Raw genomic sequence first — 18,595 nt, forward strand, 5'->3', positions numbered from 1 at the left:
AGAGCTGCTGCGGATCGCCGGACGGTGCCGGCTATTGACGCCTGGCTTCAGACCTGCTACGGTACGTTTGTCGTCATAGTGCGTTTCGCGGGGGACGCCCGGGCGCGTCCCCCGCGGTGCTTCGCGGGTCTTCTTCGTGGTGGGTTGGTCCGGCGAGACACGCGCAGATGCCGGCACCAATTCATGCGGCACATGCCGCATCCGGCCAGCGACCGGAGTACGAAGGAGGCGTTTCTCATTTCTACAGTTGTTCACCCCAGGGCCGCAGAGCAGTTCGGCGGCCTCACCCTGCGACCGGAGACCCTGCGTGCCATTGAGCGTCTGGGCTGGCGCCAGCCCACCCCCATTCAGGCCCGGGTCATCCCGCTGCTGACGGCGGGACGAGACCTGGTAGGGCAAGCTCAGACCGGCTCGGGGAAGACCGGCGCCTACGGGATTCCCCTGGTGGAGAGGCTATCCCCGGCGCGCGAGGCGGTGCAGGCGCTGGTGCTGGTACCCACCCGCGAGCTCGCCCTGCAGGTGGCGGAGGACCTGCGCGCGCTGGGCAGCGCCCGTGACCTCACCGCCGTCGCCCTCTTCGGCGGCCAGCCGATCGAGCGTCAGATGGCCGCGCTGCGCCGCCGCCCGCCCATCGCCGTGGCCACGCCCGGCCGCCTGCTCGATCACCTGCAGCGCCGCACCGTGACGCTCCAGACGGTGGCGGTGGCGGTGCTCGACGAGGCCGACCGTATGCTGGACATGGGTTTCCTGCCGGACGTCACCCGAATCCTCCAGCAGACCCCGGGGGCACGCCAGACCGCGCTCTTCTCGGCGACCATGCCGGCTCCGATCCGGCTCCTGGCCGAGAGGTTCATGCGCCAGCCGGTGTGGGTGTGCATCGACGCACCCAGGCCCACGGTAGAGACGGTGGAGCAGTACTACCTGGAGGTCATGGAGGAAGACAAGGTGCGGGCGCTGCGCCGCCTGCTGGTCAGGGAGTCGATCCCCTCCGCCGTGATCTTCCGACGCACCAAGCACCGCGCGGAGGGGCTGGCCAGAGTCCTGGGCCGGGAGCGTGCCGTCGGCCTGCTACACGGCGGGATGCGCCAGGAAGCGCGGCTGCAGGCGCTGCGAGCCTTCGCCCAGGGATGCACGCCGCTTCTGGTCACTACCAACGTGGCCTCGCGCGGCCTGGACCTGCCGCAGGTGTCGCACGTCATCAACTTCGACATGCCGGAGGACGTGGAGACCTACATCCACCGTGTCGGCCGCACGGCCCGGATGGGCCGGCACGGCACGGCCATCACCTTCGTGGGCCAGCACGACCTGGAGATGTTCGACCAGCTGCGGCGCCGCCTGGGGGACGCGCTGCGGCGCCATCCCCTGAACCTCTACGCCTGAGGTCGAGCGCACCCGGGGAAAGGCCCCAGGCAGGATCGTCCCCTCTGTTGAACGGGTCGTCTGCTGTGTCCGCGCCGGCGATGCCCAAGTATCGTCTGCTGTGTTAGGATGGGTGGCGATTTGAGCTGCCTGATGCGCGCATGGCTCCGCCGGACCATCCGGCACGCGTTGGGGCCGGCCCTCTTCCTGGTGCTGGCTTCAGTCTTCCCCCTGATTGCTGCCGCTCCCGGGGTGGTCATCCGCCTGCAGCCCCTCGTCGCCGGGCTCAGCGCACCGGTGCACCTGACCCACTCCGGGGACGGGTCGGGCCGCCTCTTTGTCGTCGAACAGGCCGGCGTAATCCGCCTCATCCGCGACGGGCGGCTGCTGCCGCGCCCCTTCCTGGACATCCGCCGCCGCGTGGTCTCTGGGGGGGAGATGGGATTACTCAGCGTGGCCTTCCACCCGCAGTACGCCCGCACCGGCCGTCTCTTCGTCAACTACACCGCCGACGGCGGCAGCCTGCGCACGGTGATCGCAGAGTACCGCGTCTCGGCCGGCGACCCCGACCTGGCCGATCCCGCGGAGCGGGTCCTGCTGGAGATCTCGCAGCCCTTTCGCAACCACAACGGGGGGCTGAACATCTTCGGCCCCGACGGGATGCTCTACATCGGCATGGGGGACGGCGGTTCCGCCGGGGATCCTCTGAACAACGGACAGCGGCTGGACACCCTGCTGGGCAAGCTGCTGCGCATCGATGTGGACGGGGGGACACCATACCGTGTGCCCCCGGACAATCCCTTCGTCGACCGCGGTGGCGCCCGCCCCGAGATCTGGGCCTACGGCCTGCGCAACCCCTGGCGCTTCTCCTTTGACCGGGGCAGCGGGCGGCTGTTCCTGGCCGACGTGGGTCAGAACCGCTGGGAGGAGATCGACCTGATTGAGAAGGGCGGGAACTACGGCTGGCGGATCATGGAGGGCGCCCATTGCTTCGACCCGCCCGAAGGCTGCTCCCGGGCCGGGCTGATCCTCCCCATCGCCGAGTACCGTACCTCTCTGGGCTGCGCGGTCACAGGCGGCCACGTCTACCGGGGCAGCCGCATCCCCGACCTCATGGGGCGCTATCTGTTCGCCGACTACTGCGGCGGGCAGCTCTGGTCCCTGCGGGAGAGTGGCGGGCGGTGGGTGATGGAGACGTTGCTGGCCACGGAGCTGCAGATCAGCTCCTTCGGGGAAGATCAGGCAGGCGAACTCTACGTCGTGGACCACCGGGGCGCAGTCTACCGGATCGTGCCCCGCTAGTCAGTGTGCGGGCGCGATTCCCATGCCCCGTCCGGGGCGGGGTTACCTGGGTCGGCGGGCTTGCCCCTGTTTCCCCCTCTATCACGCTGCCATCTCCTACCCTGCCCTCTTCGGTCCGGCGCTCCGGTCAGGGGAGGGAACTCGGCCAGGGCCGAGCTGACGAAACGGGTCGCACCGAGTTGACGGATGGAGCCGGAGTCTGGGCCGCTGGCACGGCGGCGTTGCGCGCAGGCTTCGCTGCAGGGAGCGGAGAATCGCTCTCTTGTCGCAGGAGGATCCATGCGCACGCTGTTCAGAGGCGGCACAGTCGTCACCGCTGAGCGGACCTTCGCGGCAGACGTTCTCGTAGACGGTGAGCGCATAGCCGCCATCGCCCCCGAGCTGTCGGCCGACGGCGCCCCGGTGGTGGACGCCTCCGGCCTGTACCTCCTCCCTGGCGGCATCGACGTGCACACCCATCTGGACATGCCCCTGGAGGTGGGCGGACGGGAGATCACCACCGCCGATGACTTCTACAGCGGGCAGGTGGCTGCCGCATTCGGCGGCACCACCGCCCATATCGACTTTGTCATCCAGCCCAAGGGGGCGAGCCTGCGCCAGGCCCTGGACCTCTGGCACGCCAAGGCCGCCGGCAAGGCGGTCATCGACTACGGCTTCCACATGACCATCGCCGACCCCACGCCGCAGGTGCTGCAGGAGATTGCCCTCCTGCCGCAGTGGGGGGTGACCTCGGTCAAGGTCCTGCTGGCCTACAAGGGGCGGCTGCAGGTAGACGACACCACACTCTTGCTGGTGCTGCGCCAGGCAGGGCGGAATGGCCTGCTCACCCTGGTGCACTGCGAAAACGGGGACGTCATCGACCTGTTGATCAGGGAAGCGGTGGCCGCCGGCCACCTGGAGCCCCGCTTCCACCCGCTGACGCGACCGGCGCAACTTGAGGGCGAGGCCACCGGGCGGGCCCTGGCCCTGGCGGCGGTAGCCGACGCGCCCGTCTACGTCGTTCACCTCACCTGCGCAGCCGCCCTGGAGCAGGTGCGGCTGGCCCGCGCCCGCGGCCAGCGCGCCTGGGCGGAGACGTGTATCCAGTATCTCTTCTTCACGGCGGAGGATCTGGACCGGCCGGGCTTCGAGGGGGCCAAGTTCGTCTGCTCGCCTCCCTTCCGCAGCCGCGACGACCAGGAGGCGCTGTGGGGCGGCCTCGGCGACGGAACCCTGGCGGTGGTCTCCACAGACCATGCGCCCTTCAGCTTCGAGGGCCAGAAGACACTGGGTCGCAGCGACTTCACCCGAATTCCCAACGGCGTGCCGGCCATCGAGGACCGCCTGCTGATGCTGTACCATGCCGGAGTGGGCGGCGGGCGGATCTCCCTGAACCGCTTCGTCGAGCTTGTCGCCACCAACCCTGCCCGCCTCTTTGGCCTCTACCCCCGCAAGGGGACCCTGGCCGTGGGTGCGGACGCGGACATCGTCCTGTGGGACCCGCAGCGGCAACGCGTCCTCAGCGCGCGAACCCACCACATGCGGGTGGACTACAACCTCTTTGAGGGGACGGAGGTGCGCGGCGCCCCGGCGGGGGTGTGGCTGCGCGGGCAGCAGGTGGTGGACGGCGAGCAGTTCCTGGGCAGCCCCGGCTCCGGCCGCTACCTCCAGCGGGCGCGTTTCTTCGGGTGACCGCGGCGGCCGGGTCCGCCTACTGCGGTCACCCGATGCCTCTGGTCAGCCCCTCAAGTATATTTGTGGTGTTTGCCCATACTGACGGGTACGTCGAGGAGGTCGAGAGATGAGGTACAGGCGTCTGTGCGTTATGTCGGTCCTGGCCGCCCTCCTGGCCGCCACCCTTGGCGGCTGGGCGCAGGCGGCGCCGCCGGTCCGCGGGGGCACCCTGACCGTGGCCCTCAGCGCCGACCCGCCCGCGCTGGACATCCATTCCACCACGGCCTACCTGACGGAGATCGTCAGCTGGCACGTCTTCGAGCCCCTGTTCACTTACGACCGCAACTTCCGCATCATCCCCATGCTGGCCGAGGGCTACACGGTGGGCCAAGGGGGGCGCGAGTACACCATCACCCTGCGCTCCGGGGTGCGCTTCCACAACGGTAAGGAGATGACGGCACAGGATGTGGTGGCCTCGCTGCAGCGGTGGATGAAGCTGGCCGTGGTGGCGGTGCCCTTCTTCCGCGACGACGTGGAGGCGGTGGAAGCCCGCGGGCCCCGGACGGTGGTGGTGCGTCTGCGGCAGCCTTCGGGCATCCTCATCGCCGCCCTGGCCCAGCCCATCCAGCTGGCCGGGATCTATCCGGAGGCCGTGGTCACCGCTGCGGGCACCAACCGCATCACCCAGCTCTCCGAACTGATCGGCACGGGACCGTTCCGCTTCGTCCGCTGGCAGCCCGGGCAGGTGATCGAGCTGGAGCGGTTCGAGGGGTACGCGGCGCGCCCCGGAGGGCCCGACGGCTACGGCGGGCAGAAGGTGGCCTACGTGGACCGGCTGCGCTTCGTCATCGTCCCCGACGTGCAGACGCGGATCAACGGCGTGCTCACCGGGCAGTACGACTACGCGGAGAGCATCACCGCCGACGCCTACGCCGACCTGCGCAATAACCCCCGGGTGCGCACGCTCATTCTCAAACCCTACGGGCAGCCCATGGCGGTGTTCAACAAGCGCAAGGGGCTCTTCACCGACCGGCGGATGCGTCAGGCCTTCCTGGCCGCGCTGGACATGAGCAAGATCATGGCCGGCACCTTCGGCAACCCCCTGATGTTTCGGGTGGACGGCAGCCTGATGTTCCGCGAGTCGCCATGGTACTCGCGGGCAGGTCTCGGGCCCTACAACGCGCGCAACGTGGCCGAGGCCCGCCGCCTGCTGGCGGAGGCCGGCTACCGTGGCCAGCCCGTGCGCTGGATCACCAGCGCCGCCTTCGACTGGGCCTACAAGCCCGCCCTGATTGCCAGCCAGCAACTGGCGGAGGCCGGGTTCACCATCGACCTGCAGGTGCTGGACTGGGCCACCGTCCTCTCGCGCCGCGCCAACCCCGACCTCTATGAAGTCTTCAGCACTTCCTTCATTTTCAGCCCGGGCATCGACCCGCCCATCCAGCCGGTGATCATCAGCCCCACCTGGCCCGGGTGGTGGACCACCGAAGAGAAGGACCGGCTGATCGGCCGACTGATCCGGGAGCCCGACATCCAGGCGCGAAAGCAGATCTGGGAGCAGGTGCAGCGTCTGTACTGGGAGGATGTGCCGGGGATTAAGTTCGGCGACTTCTTCAACCTGGCCATCGCTCGCCCCGGGGTGCAGGGACTGTCTACCCGCCCCGACCTGTTCTTCTGGAATGTCTGGGTGACGCCTTAGCCTGCCCAGTGAGGCGTGCAGGCCTACATCGCCCGCCGCCTGGTGACCACGGTGCCGATCGTTGCCCTGGTCGGCACCGTGGTCTTCCTGCTGGTGCACCTCACCCCGGGTGATCCGGCAGTGATCATGCTGGGACCGGACGCGCCCGCTGAGGCGGTGGTCCGCCTGCGCCATGACCTGGGGCTGGACCAGCCCCTGGCCGCCCAGTGGCTGCACTGGTTCCGCCGCATCATCACCGGCGACCTGGGGCGGTCCATCTTCTTCGGCCTTCCCGTCACTGCGGTGATCCGGCAGCACCTGGTGCCTACGGTACTGCTCAGCCTGCTGGCCATCCTCTTCGCCGTGGGCATCGGCCTGCCCGCGGGGATCGTCTCCGCCGTGCGCCGGGGATCGGCCCTGGACCAGGCGGTTACCCTGGTGGCCTTCCTGGGGGTCTCCGTCCCCGAGTTCTGGCTGGCGTTGAACCTGGTTCTTCTCTTCGCCGTGCGCTTGGCACTGCTGCCCGTGGCCGGCTACGTCCCCCCTACCCAAGGGCTGGGGACCACTCTGCGGTATCTGCTCCTTCCCGCGTTTACCATGGGCTTTGTCCAGTCGGCCCTCATCGCCCGGATGACACGCGCAGCCATGCTGGAGGTGGTGGCGCAGGACTACATCCGTACGGCGCACGCCAAGGGCCTGGCCTTCCGGCAGGTCACCCTGCGGCACGCCTTTCCTAACGCCCTGATCGCAGTGGTCACGGTGGTGGGCATCGTCTTCTCGGTGATGATGGGCGGCAACGTGGTGGCCGAGACCATCTTCACCATCCCCGGGATCGGCCAGCTGCTCATGAGCTCGGTGCTGCGGCGGGACTACCCGCTGATCCAGGGGATCGTCCTGCTGGTGGCTCTGGCCTACGTGCTGATCAACCTGCTGGTGGACGTGGTCTACGCCCTGGTGGACCCGAGGATCCGCTATTGAGCGGCCGCGCCGTCGCCTCCACCCAGCGCCCCGCAGTGGCGCCCTCCCCCTGGCGGTTGCGCTGGCGCGTGCTGCGCAAACGCCCGGTGGTGCTCCTGGGCGGGGTCCTCATCCTGCTGCTGGCCGCGGCCGGTCTCCTGGCAGGGGTGCTGGCACCCGCCGACCCGCAGGCCATGAACATCGGCGAGCGCCTGCGCGGGCCGTCGCCGCTCCACCTCTTCGGCACCGACGACTTCGGGCGGGACGTCTTCAGCCGGGTGCTCTACGGCATCCGCCTTTCCCTGACCATAGGGGCGGCGGTGCTGCTGCTCAGTACGTCCATCGGCCTGCCGGTGGGGCTGGTGGCGGGCTACGTGCGCCGGCTAGACAATCCCCTGATGCGGGTTATGGATGCCCTGATGGCCTTTCCCGCCGTGATTCTGGCCATCGCCCTCATGGCCGCCCTGGGGCCCAGCGCCGTCAACGTGGCCGTGGCCCTGGGGGTGGTCTACTCGCCGCGGATGGCCCGGGTGGTGCGGGGCGGCGTGCTGGTGGTGCGCGAGTTCGAGTACGTCACCGCGGCGCAGGCGCTGGGACTCCCGGAGGGGTTGATCATGGTGCGGCACGTCCTGCCCAACTGTCTCTCTCCGGCCGTTGTGCAGGGTACCTTTATCTTTGCTTATGCTGTTCTGGGTGAGGCCCTGCTGAGCTTCCTGGGGGCTGGCGTCCCGCCGCACGTGCCCAGTCTGGGCACCATCCTCAGCGGGGGGCGGGTCTACATGGGCCAGGCACCGTGGATTACCATTTTCCCGGGGCTGGCCATCATGCTGCTGGTGATCGGGCTGAACCTGTTCGGGGACGGGCTGCGGGACATCCTGGACCCGCGGCTGGTGCGCGCCGGCGGCGCGTAGCGGAGGAGGAGAAGGAGAGGCCGATGCGCAGGCTGGGACTGGAACGGGAGATCGTGGATCCGCAGGTCTACGCCCATGCGGTGGAGCGGTTCCGGGAGGCGAAGATCCTGCTGCCCACCTTCGCCCAGCTGGCCGACCCCGCGCGAATTCCGGCCGGCATCCGCACTGCCCTGGCGGATGTGGACCCCGACGCACCCCACCCGCTGAACCTCTTCCGCGTCCACTGGTACAACGGGGCCGACCGCCGCCAGTCGGTCTCCCTGCCCGACCACCTGATCCTCCCCCCGGTGCTCACCGGGGTGGAGGCGCGCATCGTCATAGCCCTGGGCGACCGTTTTCCCATGATCCGGGCGCACAAGGTGCTGGCGGCCTATGGCTGCCTGGCGCCGCGGATCATCACCGGGCAGTTCGACCCCACAGCACACCGGGCGGTCTGGCCCTCCACCGGCAACTACGCCCGCGGCGGGGTGGCCATCTCCCGCATCATGGGCTGCCGCGGTATCGCTGTGCTCCCCGAGGGGATGAGCCGGGAGCGCTTCACCTGGCTGGAACGGTGGGTGGCCGACCCCGCGGACATCATCCGTACCCCGGGCACGGAGAGCAACGTCAAGGAGATCTACGACAAGTGCCACGAACTGTCGCGCGACCCGCAAAACATCATCTTCAATCAGTTCTCCGAGTTCGGCAACCATCTCATCCACTACCTGGTAACCGGGCGGGCCCTGGGCCACCTCTTCGAGAGCCTGCAGCGCCGGTCACCGGCACTGCGCCTGCAGGCCTTCGTGGCTGCCTCGGGCTCGGCGGGCACCCTGGGGGCGGGAGATTACCTCAAGGAGCACTACGGCGCGCGCATCGTGGCGGCGGAGGCTCTGGAGTGTCCCACAATGCTGTACAACGGCTTCGGCGAGCACAACATCCAGGGGATCGGCGACAAGCACATCCCCCTGATCCACAACGTGCTGAACACCGACGTGGTGCTGGCGGTCTCCGACCGCAGCACCGACCGCCTGGACGTGCTGTTCAATACCCCGGTGGGACAGGAGTACCTGGCCACCCGCGGCGTGCCGCAGGAGGTCCTGCAGCATCTGTCGGCTCTGGGGTTGTCCAGCATCTGCAACGTAGTGGCGGCCATCAAGACGGCCAAGCACTTCCGCCTGGGTCCGGACGATGTCATCGTCACCGTGGCCACCGACGGTGCAGCCATGTACGGCAGCGAGCGGGAGAAGGCCCTACGCCGTTACTTCCCCCGCGGCTTCGACATGGTGGCGGCCGGGGAGACGTTTGGGGAGTGCCTGCTTGGCGTCGGTGTGGACCACCTGCGGGAGTGTGATCAGACCGAGCGCAACCGTATCTTCAACCTGGGCTACTTCACCTGGGTGGAGCAGCAGGGCGTCTCTCTGGAGGAGTTCGAAGCCCGCCGGGAGCAGCGCTTCTGGCAGCAGATGCGGCAGATTCTCCCTATCTGGGACGGGATGATTGAGGAGTTCAACGGCCGCACCCGGGCCGCGGAGGCGCTGTGAGCACACTGCCCTCCGCCGTGGTCTGTGCGGGCTGCGGCTACCAGGCCCGGGGGGACGAGCCCTATCCCTTCCGCTGCCCCAACGCCGTCCCCGGCGACGACACCGACCACGTGATGACGGTACGGCTGGACTGGCCGCGCCTGCGCTGGCCGGAAGGTGGGGAGGCCAACCCTTTCCTCCGCTTCCGCACCCTGCTGCACTCCTACCACCTTGCGGCCGCCCGTGGTATGGACGATGCGGCCTACGTGGCCCTGGTGCAGGAGCTGGACGGGGCCGTGGCCGCCGTGAACGGACGAGGATTTGTGGTCACGCCGTTCGGGCGGCAGGACGACCTCTCCCGGCGCCTCGGGTTCGCCTCCGGCGGGGGGGTGTGGGTGAAGGACGAGACGGGCAATGTCTCCGGCTCGCACAAGGCCCGTCACCTCATGGGGCTGCTGCTGTACCTGGAGGTGGTGGAGCGGGTCGGTCCGGCACCGGCGGGGCGGGGGGCGCACCTGGCCATCGCCAGTTGCGGCAACGCCGCCCTGGCGGCGGCGGTGGTGGCCCGGGCCGCGGGGAGACCGCTGCGGGTCTTCATTCCCACGGTGGCCGACCCCAAAGTGGTGGCCCGCCTACGCGCCCTGGAGGCGGAGCTCACCATCTGCCCGCGGGAAGCGGGTACCCCGGGGGACCCCACCTACCACCGGCTGCGGCAGGCGGTACGCGAGGGCGCGCTACCGTTCACCTGCCAGGGCAGCGACAACGGACTGACCATCGAAGGGGGCAAGACCCTGGGCTACGAGATGGTTGCCGCGCTGGCGGGGGGCCAGGGGCTGGACCGGGTCTTCGTGCAGGTGGGGGGCGGCGCGCTGGCCAGCGCGGTCGTTCAGGCCCTGGAGGACGCCCGGGAGCTGGGGGTGCTGGCGCACCTGCCGCGCATCCACGCCGTGCAGGCCCGGGCCGTCCAGCCTCTGGTGCGCGCCTACGACGGGGTGGCTGGCCGTATCCTGGAACGCATCGGACGGGAGGAGGGCCGCGGGCCCGCTCCCCCGGGAGGAGCGCGGGAGCGGGCCGACCTTATCCGGGACCACGCCACATCGCCTCAGGTGGCGGAGGAGCTGAACTACGCCGTCACCCACCGCTCGCAGTTCATGTGGCCGTGGGAGGCGGAGCCGCGCAGCGTCGCCGGGGGGATCATCGACGACGAGACCTACGACTGGGCGGCGGTGGTGCGGGGGATGGTGGTCAGCGGAGGCTATCCCCTGGCGGTGAGTGAGGAGGAGCTGCTGGAGGCCCACGCCCTGGCGCGCTCTGCCACCGGGATCGCTGTGGACCCCACCGGCTCCGCGGGCCTGGCCGGGCTGCTGCAGCTGGTGCGCGGTGGTCAGGTGGACCCGCAGGAGCGGGTGGCCGTGCTCTTTACGGGAGTGCAACGCTAGGAGGGACACAGACAAGGAGGCAGGAACGATGAGGAGCTTTCTCGGTCGGGACATCCTCTCGCTGAAGGACTTCGAGCGGATGGAGTACTTCCGGGTCTTCCAGGTATGCGAGGAGCTGAAGCCCTACGCCCGGGATCGGCGCAACGGCGACCTGTTGAAGGAGAAGATCCTGGTGACCGCCTTCTACCAGCCCAGCACCCGCACCCGGCTGGCCACCGAGGCGGCCATGCACCGGCTGGGGGGACGGGTGGTCGGCTTCTCCGACGTAAAGATGACCCGCGCCGGCGACTTCTACCAGGAGTCCATCAAGGACACGGTGCACATGCTGGAGTACTACGGCGACGTGATCGCCATGCGCCACTTCCAGCAGGGCGCTCCGGCGGAGGCGGCCCGCTGGGCCTCCGTCCCCGTGATCAACTGCGGCGACGGCTGGGGGGAGCACCCCACCCAGGTGCTCACCGACCTCTACACCATCTGGGGGGAGCGGGGCACCCTGGACGGGCTGAAGGTGCTCTGCGTGGGCGACATGCGCATGCGCACCATGCACTCCCTGCTGTACGCCGCCTCCCAGTTCGACATGGAGGCGTTCATCGTCTCCCCCCCGGAGATGAGCCTCCAGCCCCAGTTCAAAGCGGAGCTGGATGAGCGCAACGTCCGCTACACCGAGGTCCCCGCGGTGGAGGACGTCATTGCCGAGGCGGACGTGATCTACATGGAGCCGGTGGTGCAGGCGGACTACACCCAGTCGCGGGTGGAGGCCACCGCGGAGCGGGGGACCACGCCCGCCGCCTACAGGGTGACGCGGGAGATGCTGCGTCACCGGGCCAAGAAGGACGCCATTGTCCTGCACTCCCTGCCCCGGATGGACGAGCTGCCCACAGACGTTGACGCCACCCGCCACGCCCGCTACTGGATCGAGGCTTTCAACGGAGTGGTCATGCGCATGGCCCTGCTGGCCCTGGTGCTGGGAGCGGTGGAGTAGGCCGATGCAGACGCAGCTGCGCGGACGGGACCTGATCACGCTGCAGGAGTGGACCAAGGAGGAGATCGACACCGTCCTTTCCGTGGCCCTGGACCTGAAGCGGCAGCGGGCGCTGGGGCAGCCGCACCCCCTGCTGCGGGACAAGGTTCTGGCCATGCTCTTCTTCTACGCCAGCACCCGCACCCGGGCGTCCTTCGAGGCGGGGATGGCCCAGCTGGGCGGGCACGCCCAGTTCATCGAGAGCCGCACCACCCAGATCGCCCATGGGGACACCCCCAAGGAGATCGGTGAGATCCTGGGCCGGTACAACGACGGCATCGCCATCCGCCACGTGGACTGGGGGCAGGGCAACCGCTACATCCGCGAAGTTGCCGCGGCCAGCCGGGTGCCCGTGCTGAACATGCAGTGCGACATCTACCACCCGTTCCAGATTCTGGCGGACATCCTCACTATCATCGAAAAGCAGGGAGACCCCCGCGGCAGGACCATTACCGTGAGCTGGGCCTACGCCGCCAGCTACCAGAAGCCCATCAGCGTCCCCCAGAGCCTGATCCTGCTGGCGCCGCGCTTCGGCATGAACGTACGCCTGGTGCACCCCCCGGGCTTCCAGCTCATGCCGGAGATCGTGGCCCAGGCGCAGGAGAACGCCCGCCGCGCCCGCGCCGGCTTCGAGATCCTGGACGACTTCGACGCAGGCTTCCGGGACAGCGACGTCATCTACGCCAAGAGCTGGGGGCCGCTGCTCACCGTGCAGAGCGATGCCGAGGGGGCGGCGCTGGCCGCCCGCTACCAGGACTGGATCACCGACGCGCGGCGGATACGGCTGGCCCGCGACGACGCCATCTACATGCACCCCCTGCCGGCCGACCGGAACATCGAGGTGACCGACGAGGTGATCGACGGGCCGCAGTCGGTGGTCTACGACCAGGCGGAGAACCGCCTGCACGTGCAGAAGGCGGTTATGGCGCTAACCATGTCATAGCCTGCGGCTGCTATCCTGGGAGGGAGGGCGGTAGGGAAGAAGTCGGAGCACACCCGCAGGGCTGGAGGGGGTGCAGGGCTATGGAGTTCATCCTGAACGGCCGGCCGGTCTCTGTGGAGGCGCGCGAGGGGGAGAGCCTCCTGGAGGTGCTGCGGGAGCGCTGCGGGCTCACCTCCATGAAGGACGGCTGCGCCCCGGAGGGCTCCTGCGGCGCGTGCACAGTGCTGGTGGACGGCAGGGCGGCGGTCTCCTGCGCCCAGCCGGCGGCGCGCGTGGCCGGCCGGCGGGTGACCACCCTGGAGGGCCTGCCCCAGGAGCGCCGGGCCCAGTGGGCCGAGTGCTTCGTCGTCGCCGGAGCCTCCCAGTGCGGCTTCTGCTCGCCGGGGATCGTGATGAAGGCGGAGGCGTTGCTGCAGCGCAACCCCGCTCCCTCACGGGAGGAGATCCTCCGCGCCCTGGCCGGCAACCTCTGCCGCTGCACCGGCTACATCAAGATCGTCGAGGCCATCCGCCTTGCCGCCGCCGCGCGACGCGGTGAGCCCATCCCTGCCCCCGACTGGAGCGGGCGGGTGGGGTCGCGCACCGGAAGGTATCAGGGGCGCGAGCTGGCCCTGGGCACGAAACCTTACGTCAACGACATGCGTCTGCCGGGGATGCTCTACGGGGCGGTCCGCTGGTCCGACCATCCCCGGGCCAGGGTGCTGCGGATCGACACCAGCAGGGCCGCCGCCTGTCCCGGAGTCGTCGCCGTGGCCACCTGGCGGGATGTACCCGGGCAGCGCCGGCAGGGGCTGATCACCAGGGACTGGCGGCAGTTCGTCGCCGAGGGGGAGGTCACCAGCTACGTGGGTGACGTGCTGGCCGTGGTGGCGGCGACAAGCCGGGCGGCCGCGCGGGAGGCCGCGGCGCTGGTGGAGGTGGACTACGAGGTCTTAGAGCCGGTGACCGACCCCTTCGCCGCCCTGGCCCCGGGGGCCCCGCAGCTCCACGAGGGCGGCAACGTCCTCTCCGTCTCCCGGGTCAGGCGGGGAGATGTGGACGCCGCGCTGGCTACGGCAGCGCACGTGGCCACCGAGACATTTCAGACTCAGTTCGTGGAGCACGCCTTCCTGGAGCCGGAGGCCGCGCTGGCGGTCCCCCTGGAGGACGGGGGCGTGCACGTCTACTCCCAGGGGCAGGGGCCCTGGGATGACCGGCGGCAGGTGGCCTCCTTCCTCGCCCTCCCCGAAGAGCGGGTGCGGGTCACCCAGGTGAGCAACGGGGGGGCGTTCGGGGCCAAGGAGGACCTCAACGTCCAGTGCCACGCCGCACTCCTTGCCCGGCTCACCGGCCGGCCGGTGCTGGTGGCGCTCTCCCGCCGGGAGAGCATCCGCTTCCACACCAAGCGCCACCCCCTGACCATGACCTACACGGTGGGCTGCGACGCCGAAGGGCACCTGCTGGCTGTCCGCGCCCGCATCGTCGGCGACACCGGCGCCTACGCCAGCGTCGGTGACAAGGTGCTGGAGCGCGCCGCCGGCCACGCCTGCGGTCCGTACAAGGTGCCCCACGTGGACGTGGAGGCCACTGCGGTCTACACCAACAACCCGCCGGCGGGCGCCATGCGCGGCTTCGGTGTCCCCCAGGTCAACTTCGCCATGGAGGGGATGATGGACATCCTGGCGGAGCGGGTGGGCATCGACGGATGGGAGATGCGCTGGCGCAACGCCCTGGAGACCGGAGAGGTCTTCGCCACGGGGCAGAAGCTTGGCCCCGGGGTGGGGCTGAAGAAGACACTGCTGGCAGTGCGGGACATCTACCGCTCCGCCCGCTACGCCGGGATCGCCTGCGGCCTGAAAAACACCGGGGTGGGCAACGGGCTGAAAGAGTACGGTAAGGCCATCCTGCGGGTGGAACCAGACGGCGCCGTCACCCTCTTTCATTCCTGGACGGAGATGGGGCAGGGGGTGCACACGGCGCTGCAGCAGATCGCCTGCCAGGAGCTGGGGCTGCCGGCCGACCGTGTGCGCGTGGTGGTAGACACCATCCGCGAACTGGACACCGGGCAGTGCACCGCCTCCCGCTCCACGGCCCTGGGCGGCCGCGCCGTGATCGAGGCGGCGCGCAGGCTCAAGGCTGCGCTAGGCGGCAGGCGCCTGGAGGACCTGGCCGGGCAGGAGTTCTACGGGGAGTTCCTCGTGGACTGGACCACCAAGCTTGGGGTGGAGAACCCTATCACCCACTTCGCCTACGGCTGGGCGACCCAGGTGGTCATTCTGGACGAGCGGGGCCGGGTGGCCAGGGTGGTGGCCGCGCACGACGTGGGCCGGGTGATCAACCCCACCCTGCTGGAGGGGCAGATCCAGGGGGCGATCCACATGGGGCTGGGCTTTGCGCTCTCAGAGGAACTGGTGGTGCAAGGCGGGGTGCCCGTCACCGACACCCTCAAGTCCCTGGGCATCATCCCTCCCGCGGCCATGCCGGAGGTGGAATGCATATTCATCGAGGAGCCCCAGCCCGAGGGGCCCTACGGGGCCAAGGGGGTGGGGGAGGCGGGAATGGTGCCCACAGCCTCCGCGGTGGCGGCGGCCCTGTACGCCTTCGACGGCGTACGCCGCACCCGCCTGCCCATGCGGGACTCCGCTGCCGCGCGTGTGGTGGCTCCAAAGCGCGTGCCGGCGCGGGTGGCCTCATCGTGAGGCGGGCGAGCCTGCGACCCCGGTGAGTCCGCCGTGAGCCTGGCGCTGTGCGGGGGGACCGTGCTGACCGCGCTGCACCCGGCGCGGCTGGCCACAGTGGATGTGCTGATCGAAGAGGGCCGCGTGGCGGCGTTGGGCGCGGTTCCCACAGGCGTTCCGCGGCGCGACTGCTCCGGGTGCTTGGTCGTCCCCGGCAACGTCAACGCGCACACGCACCTCTACTCCGCCCTGGCCAGGGGCATGCCCTATCGCCTGCCTCCCCCGGCGAACTTCCTGCAGATCCTGCAGCGGGTGTGGTGGCGGCTGGACCGTGCCCTGGATGAGGAGAGCATCAGGGCCTCGGCTCTGGTGGCGGGGATGGAGGCGCTGCTGGCCGGCACCACCACCGTGATCGACCACCACGCCTCCCCCAACGCCATCGACGGCTCCCTGGACGTGATCGCCGAGGCCCTGGAGGAACTGGGCCTGCGCTCGGTCCTCTGCTACGAGGTCACCGACCGCGACGGCCCGGAGCGGGCGGGCGCCGGCCTGCGGGAGAACGCCCGCTTCCTCCGGGAGCAGCGGCCGCTGGCCCGCGGCCTGGTGGGCGCCCACGCCTCCTTCACCCTCTCCCGGGAGACGCTGGCCGCCTGCGTGGCCCTGGCCCGGGAAGCCTCACGCGGTGTGCACATCCACGTCGCGGAGGATCCCGTAGACGAGCGGGACGCCGAGGCCCGCTTCCGCCGGCGAGTGGTGCACCGCCTGGCGGAGGCCGGGGCCCTGGACGGAGGCGCCGTCCTGGCGCACTGTGTGCACGTGGATGGGGCCGAGGCCGCCCTCATCGGGGAGCGCGGGGCGACCGTGGCTCACAATGCCCGCTCCAACATGCACAACGCCGTGGGGCACGCGCCGCTCCACCGACTGGGCCCGCGGGTGGTGCTGGGGACGGACGGGATCGGCTCCGACATGTTCGCTGAGTCGCAGGCCGCCTACTGGCGGGGGAGGGAAGAGGAGATCTTCCTCTCCCCGACCTGGCCGCTGCAGCGCCTGGCCGCCGGCGCCGACCTGGCCGGGCAGATCTTCGCCGAGCCGCTGCTGGGGCGCATCACCCCCGGCGCGCCCGCCGACCTGGCGGTGCTGCAGTACACGCCGCCCACGCCCCTGCAGGAAGAGAATGTGGCCGGGCACTGGCTGTTTGGCCTGTCCGCCCGCTTGGTGCGCGACGTGCTGGTGGCGGGTGAGCTGGTGGTGGCCGACCGACGCCTTGTGCGGGTGGACCAGGAGGCGGTCGCCGCCACAGCCGCACGGCAGGCCCGGCGCCTGTGGGGCCGGCTGGAGGAAATCGGTCCGCACGACTTCGTACCTGCGGGAGGTCCGGGATGATCAGCAGCGAGGGGCGGGTGGCCCTCTACCTGCAGGACAAGCACCCCATCCGCGACGGGATGGAGTACGTGCGCTACGCGGAGCGGCGAGGCTTCGAGGCCGTCTGGCAGGCGGAGAGCCGGCTGGTGCGCGAGGCCACCATCCCCCTGGCGGCCTTCGCCGCGGTGACCGAGCGGATCAAGGTGGGCAGCGGGGTGATCAACCTCTGGACGCGCAACGTCGCCCTGATGGCAGCCACCTTCGTCACCCTGGACGACCTGGCCCCGGGGCGGGTGATGCTGGGCATTGGCGCCTGGTGGGAGCCGCTGGCCTCCAAGGTGGGGGTAGACCGGCGGCGGCCTCTGCAGGCCATGCGCGAGGTGGTGGAGGTGGTGCGCCGGCTGATGCGCATGGAGCGGGTGACCTTCCACGGCGAGTTCGTCCACGTCAGCGACATCGAGATCGACATCGTGCACGGGAACCGCGCCCCGCGGCAGATCCCCATCTACATCGGGGCCACGGGGATGAAGATGATGGAGCTGGCCGGGGAGATCGCCGATGGCGTGCTGTTGAACTACCTGGTCAGCCCCGCGTACAACGCCCAGGCCCTGGTCGCCCTGGCTGCCGGCGCCGCCCGCGCCCGGCGGCGGGTGGAGGAGATCGACCGGCCGCAGCTGGTGGTCTGCTCCCTGGACCCCAACCGCGAGGCCGCCCTGGACCGGGCGCGGGAGCTGGTCACCCAGTACCTGGGGCAGCAGCCGCACATCATGAAGGCCAGCGGGGTGGACGAAGCGCTGCTGGAAGAGATCGGCAGGGTGCTCACCTGGCCGGCGGGCCCGGAGGAGATCCGCAGGGCCATGCGGCTTGTGCCCGACGAGGTGGTGCAGATGATCACCGCCTCGGGCACTCCGGAGGAGTGCCGGGCCAAGGTCCGGGAGTACGTGGCCGCAGGGTGCACCTGCCCCATCCTCTACCCGCTGGGCGACGACGTCTGGGCCATGATCGACGCCTTCGCCGGCGGACAGTTCTAAGCTGCACACGGACGCACGTGGGAGTGATTGACGACCTCCTGGCCGGGCTGCCCGAGGGGGTCCTGGAGGATGTCCTGGTGGCGGCCTTCTGGACGGCGGTGGTGGCGAGAAGCGGCGGGCGCAGGCGGTGCGGCCTGGCCTCCACGCCGCACGAGGACGACCACCACTACGGGCGGGGACCGGCCATCCGGGATGCGGGCGCCCTGGCCGAGCGCAGCCCCCGGGAGCTGGCCGGGCTGGCCCGATCGGCGAGTCCCATGGAGGCGGCGGTGGGGATGGCCGCCATCAACGCCCTGCTGCCGCCCTCCGAGCAGTGGTGGGAGCCGCTGAATGCCGAGGAGATTATCGCCGCGCAGGGAGCGGGAAATCGCGTGGTCCTGGTGGGCCACTTCCCCTTTGTCCCGCGGCTGAAGGAGCGCGTGGGCGCGCTGTGGGTCCTGGAGCAGCACCCGCGGGAGGAGGACCTGCCTGTGGCGGCCGCCCCGGAGATCATCCCGCAGGCCGACGTCCTGGCCCTCAGCGGGACCACGCTGATCAACCACACTTTTGAGGGGCTGGTGGCGCTGCGCCGCCCGGGCGCGCTGGTGGTGGTCCTGGGCCCGAGCACGCCGCTGTCACCGGTGCTGTTCGCCCACGGGGTGGACGTCATCTCGGGTGCCTCCGTGGAGAACGTGGACGCGGTGGTGCGGGTCGTCCGCCAGGGGGGCAACTTCCTCCAGATCCGACCCCACGGCGTGCGGCTGGTGACCATGCGGAAACCCTCACTAGCCCTGCAGTGAGGAG

Annotated in this window: 14 protein-coding genes; all 14 read left to right on the top strand. The window is 70.1% G+C overall.

Features of this window, described 5'->3' with window-relative positions; genetic code table 11:
* The first annotated feature begins 183 nt into the window (after nucleotides 1-183).
* The 14 genes from QN152_06770 (at nucleotide 184) to QN152_06835 (ending at nucleotide 18,591) form a co-directional block, all read left to right on the top strand.
* Entirely contained in the window at nucleotides 184-1,380 is a 1,197-nt protein-coding gene (locus tag QN152_06770; protein ID MDR7539221.1) for a DEAD/DEAH box helicase, read from the top strand.
* 132 nt (nucleotides 1,381-1,512) lie between these two features.
* Nucleotides 1,513-2,661 carry a PQQ-dependent sugar dehydrogenase gene (locus tag QN152_06775; protein ID MDR7539222.1) on the top strand — a complete coding sequence of 383 codons (1,149 nt, stop codon included), beginning with the start codon at nucleotides 1,513-1,515 and terminating at the stop codon, nucleotides 2,659-2,661.
* A gap of 279 nt (nucleotides 2,662-2,940) precedes the next feature.
* Complete coding sequence (gene hydA, locus QN152_06780) at nucleotides 2,941-4,332, top strand: dihydropyrimidinase (protein ID MDR7539223.1); 1,392 nt, start codon at nucleotides 2,941-2,943, stop codon at nucleotides 4,330-4,332.
* Nucleotides 4,333-4,441: 109 nt separating this feature from the next.
* The gene (locus tag QN152_06785) at nucleotides 4,442-6,013 is read left to right on the top strand and encodes an ABC transporter substrate-binding protein (protein ID MDR7539224.1); all 1,572 of its coding nucleotides are present in this window, start codon (nucleotides 4,442-4,444) and stop codon (nucleotides 6,011-6,013) included.
* A 15-nt stretch (nucleotides 6,014-6,028) separates the two neighbouring features.
* Nucleotides 6,029-6,970, top strand: coding sequence for an ABC transporter permease (locus QN152_06790; GenBank protein ID MDR7539225.1), 942 nt, complete (start codon nucleotides 6,029-6,031; stop codon nucleotides 6,968-6,970).
* Nucleotides 6,967-7,860, top strand: coding sequence for an ABC transporter permease (locus tag QN152_06795; GenBank protein MDR7539226.1), 894 nt, complete (start codon nucleotides 6,967-6,969; stop codon nucleotides 7,858-7,860). The genes QN152_06790 and QN152_06795 overlap by 4 nt, the downstream gene beginning before the upstream one ends.
* A gap of 23 nt (nucleotides 7,861-7,883) precedes the next feature.
* Entirely contained in the window at nucleotides 7,884-9,380 is a 1,497-nt protein-coding gene (locus tag QN152_06800) for a pyridoxal-phosphate dependent enzyme (GenBank protein ID MDR7539227.1), read from the top strand.
* The gene (locus QN152_06805) at nucleotides 9,377-10,798 is read left to right on the top strand and encodes a pyridoxal-phosphate dependent enzyme (protein ID MDR7539228.1); all 1,422 of its coding nucleotides are present in this window, start codon (nucleotides 9,377-9,379) and stop codon (nucleotides 10,796-10,798) included. Before QN152_06800 ends, QN152_06805 begins: the two co-directional genes overlap by 4 nt.
* 28 nt (nucleotides 10,799-10,826) lie before the next feature.
* Nucleotides 10,827-11,780 carry an aspartate carbamoyltransferase gene (pyrB, locus tag QN152_06810; GenBank protein ID MDR7539229.1) on the top strand — a complete coding sequence of 318 codons (954 nt, stop codon included), beginning with the start codon at nucleotides 10,827-10,829 and terminating at the stop codon, nucleotides 11,778-11,780.
* 4 nt (nucleotides 11,781-11,784) lie between these two features.
* Nucleotides 11,785-12,762 carry an ornithine carbamoyltransferase gene (locus QN152_06815; protein ID MDR7539230.1) on the top strand — a complete coding sequence of 326 codons (978 nt, stop codon included), beginning with the start codon at nucleotides 11,785-11,787 and terminating at the stop codon, nucleotides 12,760-12,762.
* Between the two features lie 80 nt (nucleotides 12,763-12,842).
* A complete protein-coding gene (gene xdh, locus QN152_06820) occupies nucleotides 12,843-15,440 on the top strand; it encodes a selenium-dependent xanthine dehydrogenase (protein MDR7539231.1) in 2,598 nt (865 codons plus the stop codon).
* 33 nt (nucleotides 15,441-15,473) lie between these two features.
* Complete coding sequence (locus tag QN152_06825) at nucleotides 15,474-16,802, top strand: amidohydrolase family protein (protein ID MDR7539232.1); 1,329 nt, start codon at nucleotides 15,474-15,476, stop codon at nucleotides 16,800-16,802.
* A complete protein-coding gene (locus QN152_06830; protein MDR7539233.1) occupies nucleotides 16,799-17,812 on the top strand; it encodes an LLM class flavin-dependent oxidoreductase in 1,014 nt (337 codons plus the stop codon). The genes QN152_06825 and QN152_06830 overlap by 4 nt, the downstream gene beginning before the upstream one ends.
* 23 nt (nucleotides 17,813-17,835) lie before the next feature.
* Nucleotides 17,836-18,591 (top strand): DUF364 domain-containing protein, encoded by a 756-nt coding sequence (locus QN152_06835; GenBank protein ID MDR7539234.1) that lies wholly within the window; start codon nucleotides 17,836-17,838, stop codon nucleotides 18,589-18,591.
* Nucleotides 18,592-18,595: the final 4 nt, after the last annotated feature.

The organism is Armatimonadota bacterium (assembly GCA_031459715.1).
In the GTDB taxonomy this organism is placed as follows: Bacteria; Sysuimicrobiota; Sysuimicrobiia; order Sysuimicrobiales; family Humicultoraceae; genus Humicultor; species Humicultor tengchongensis.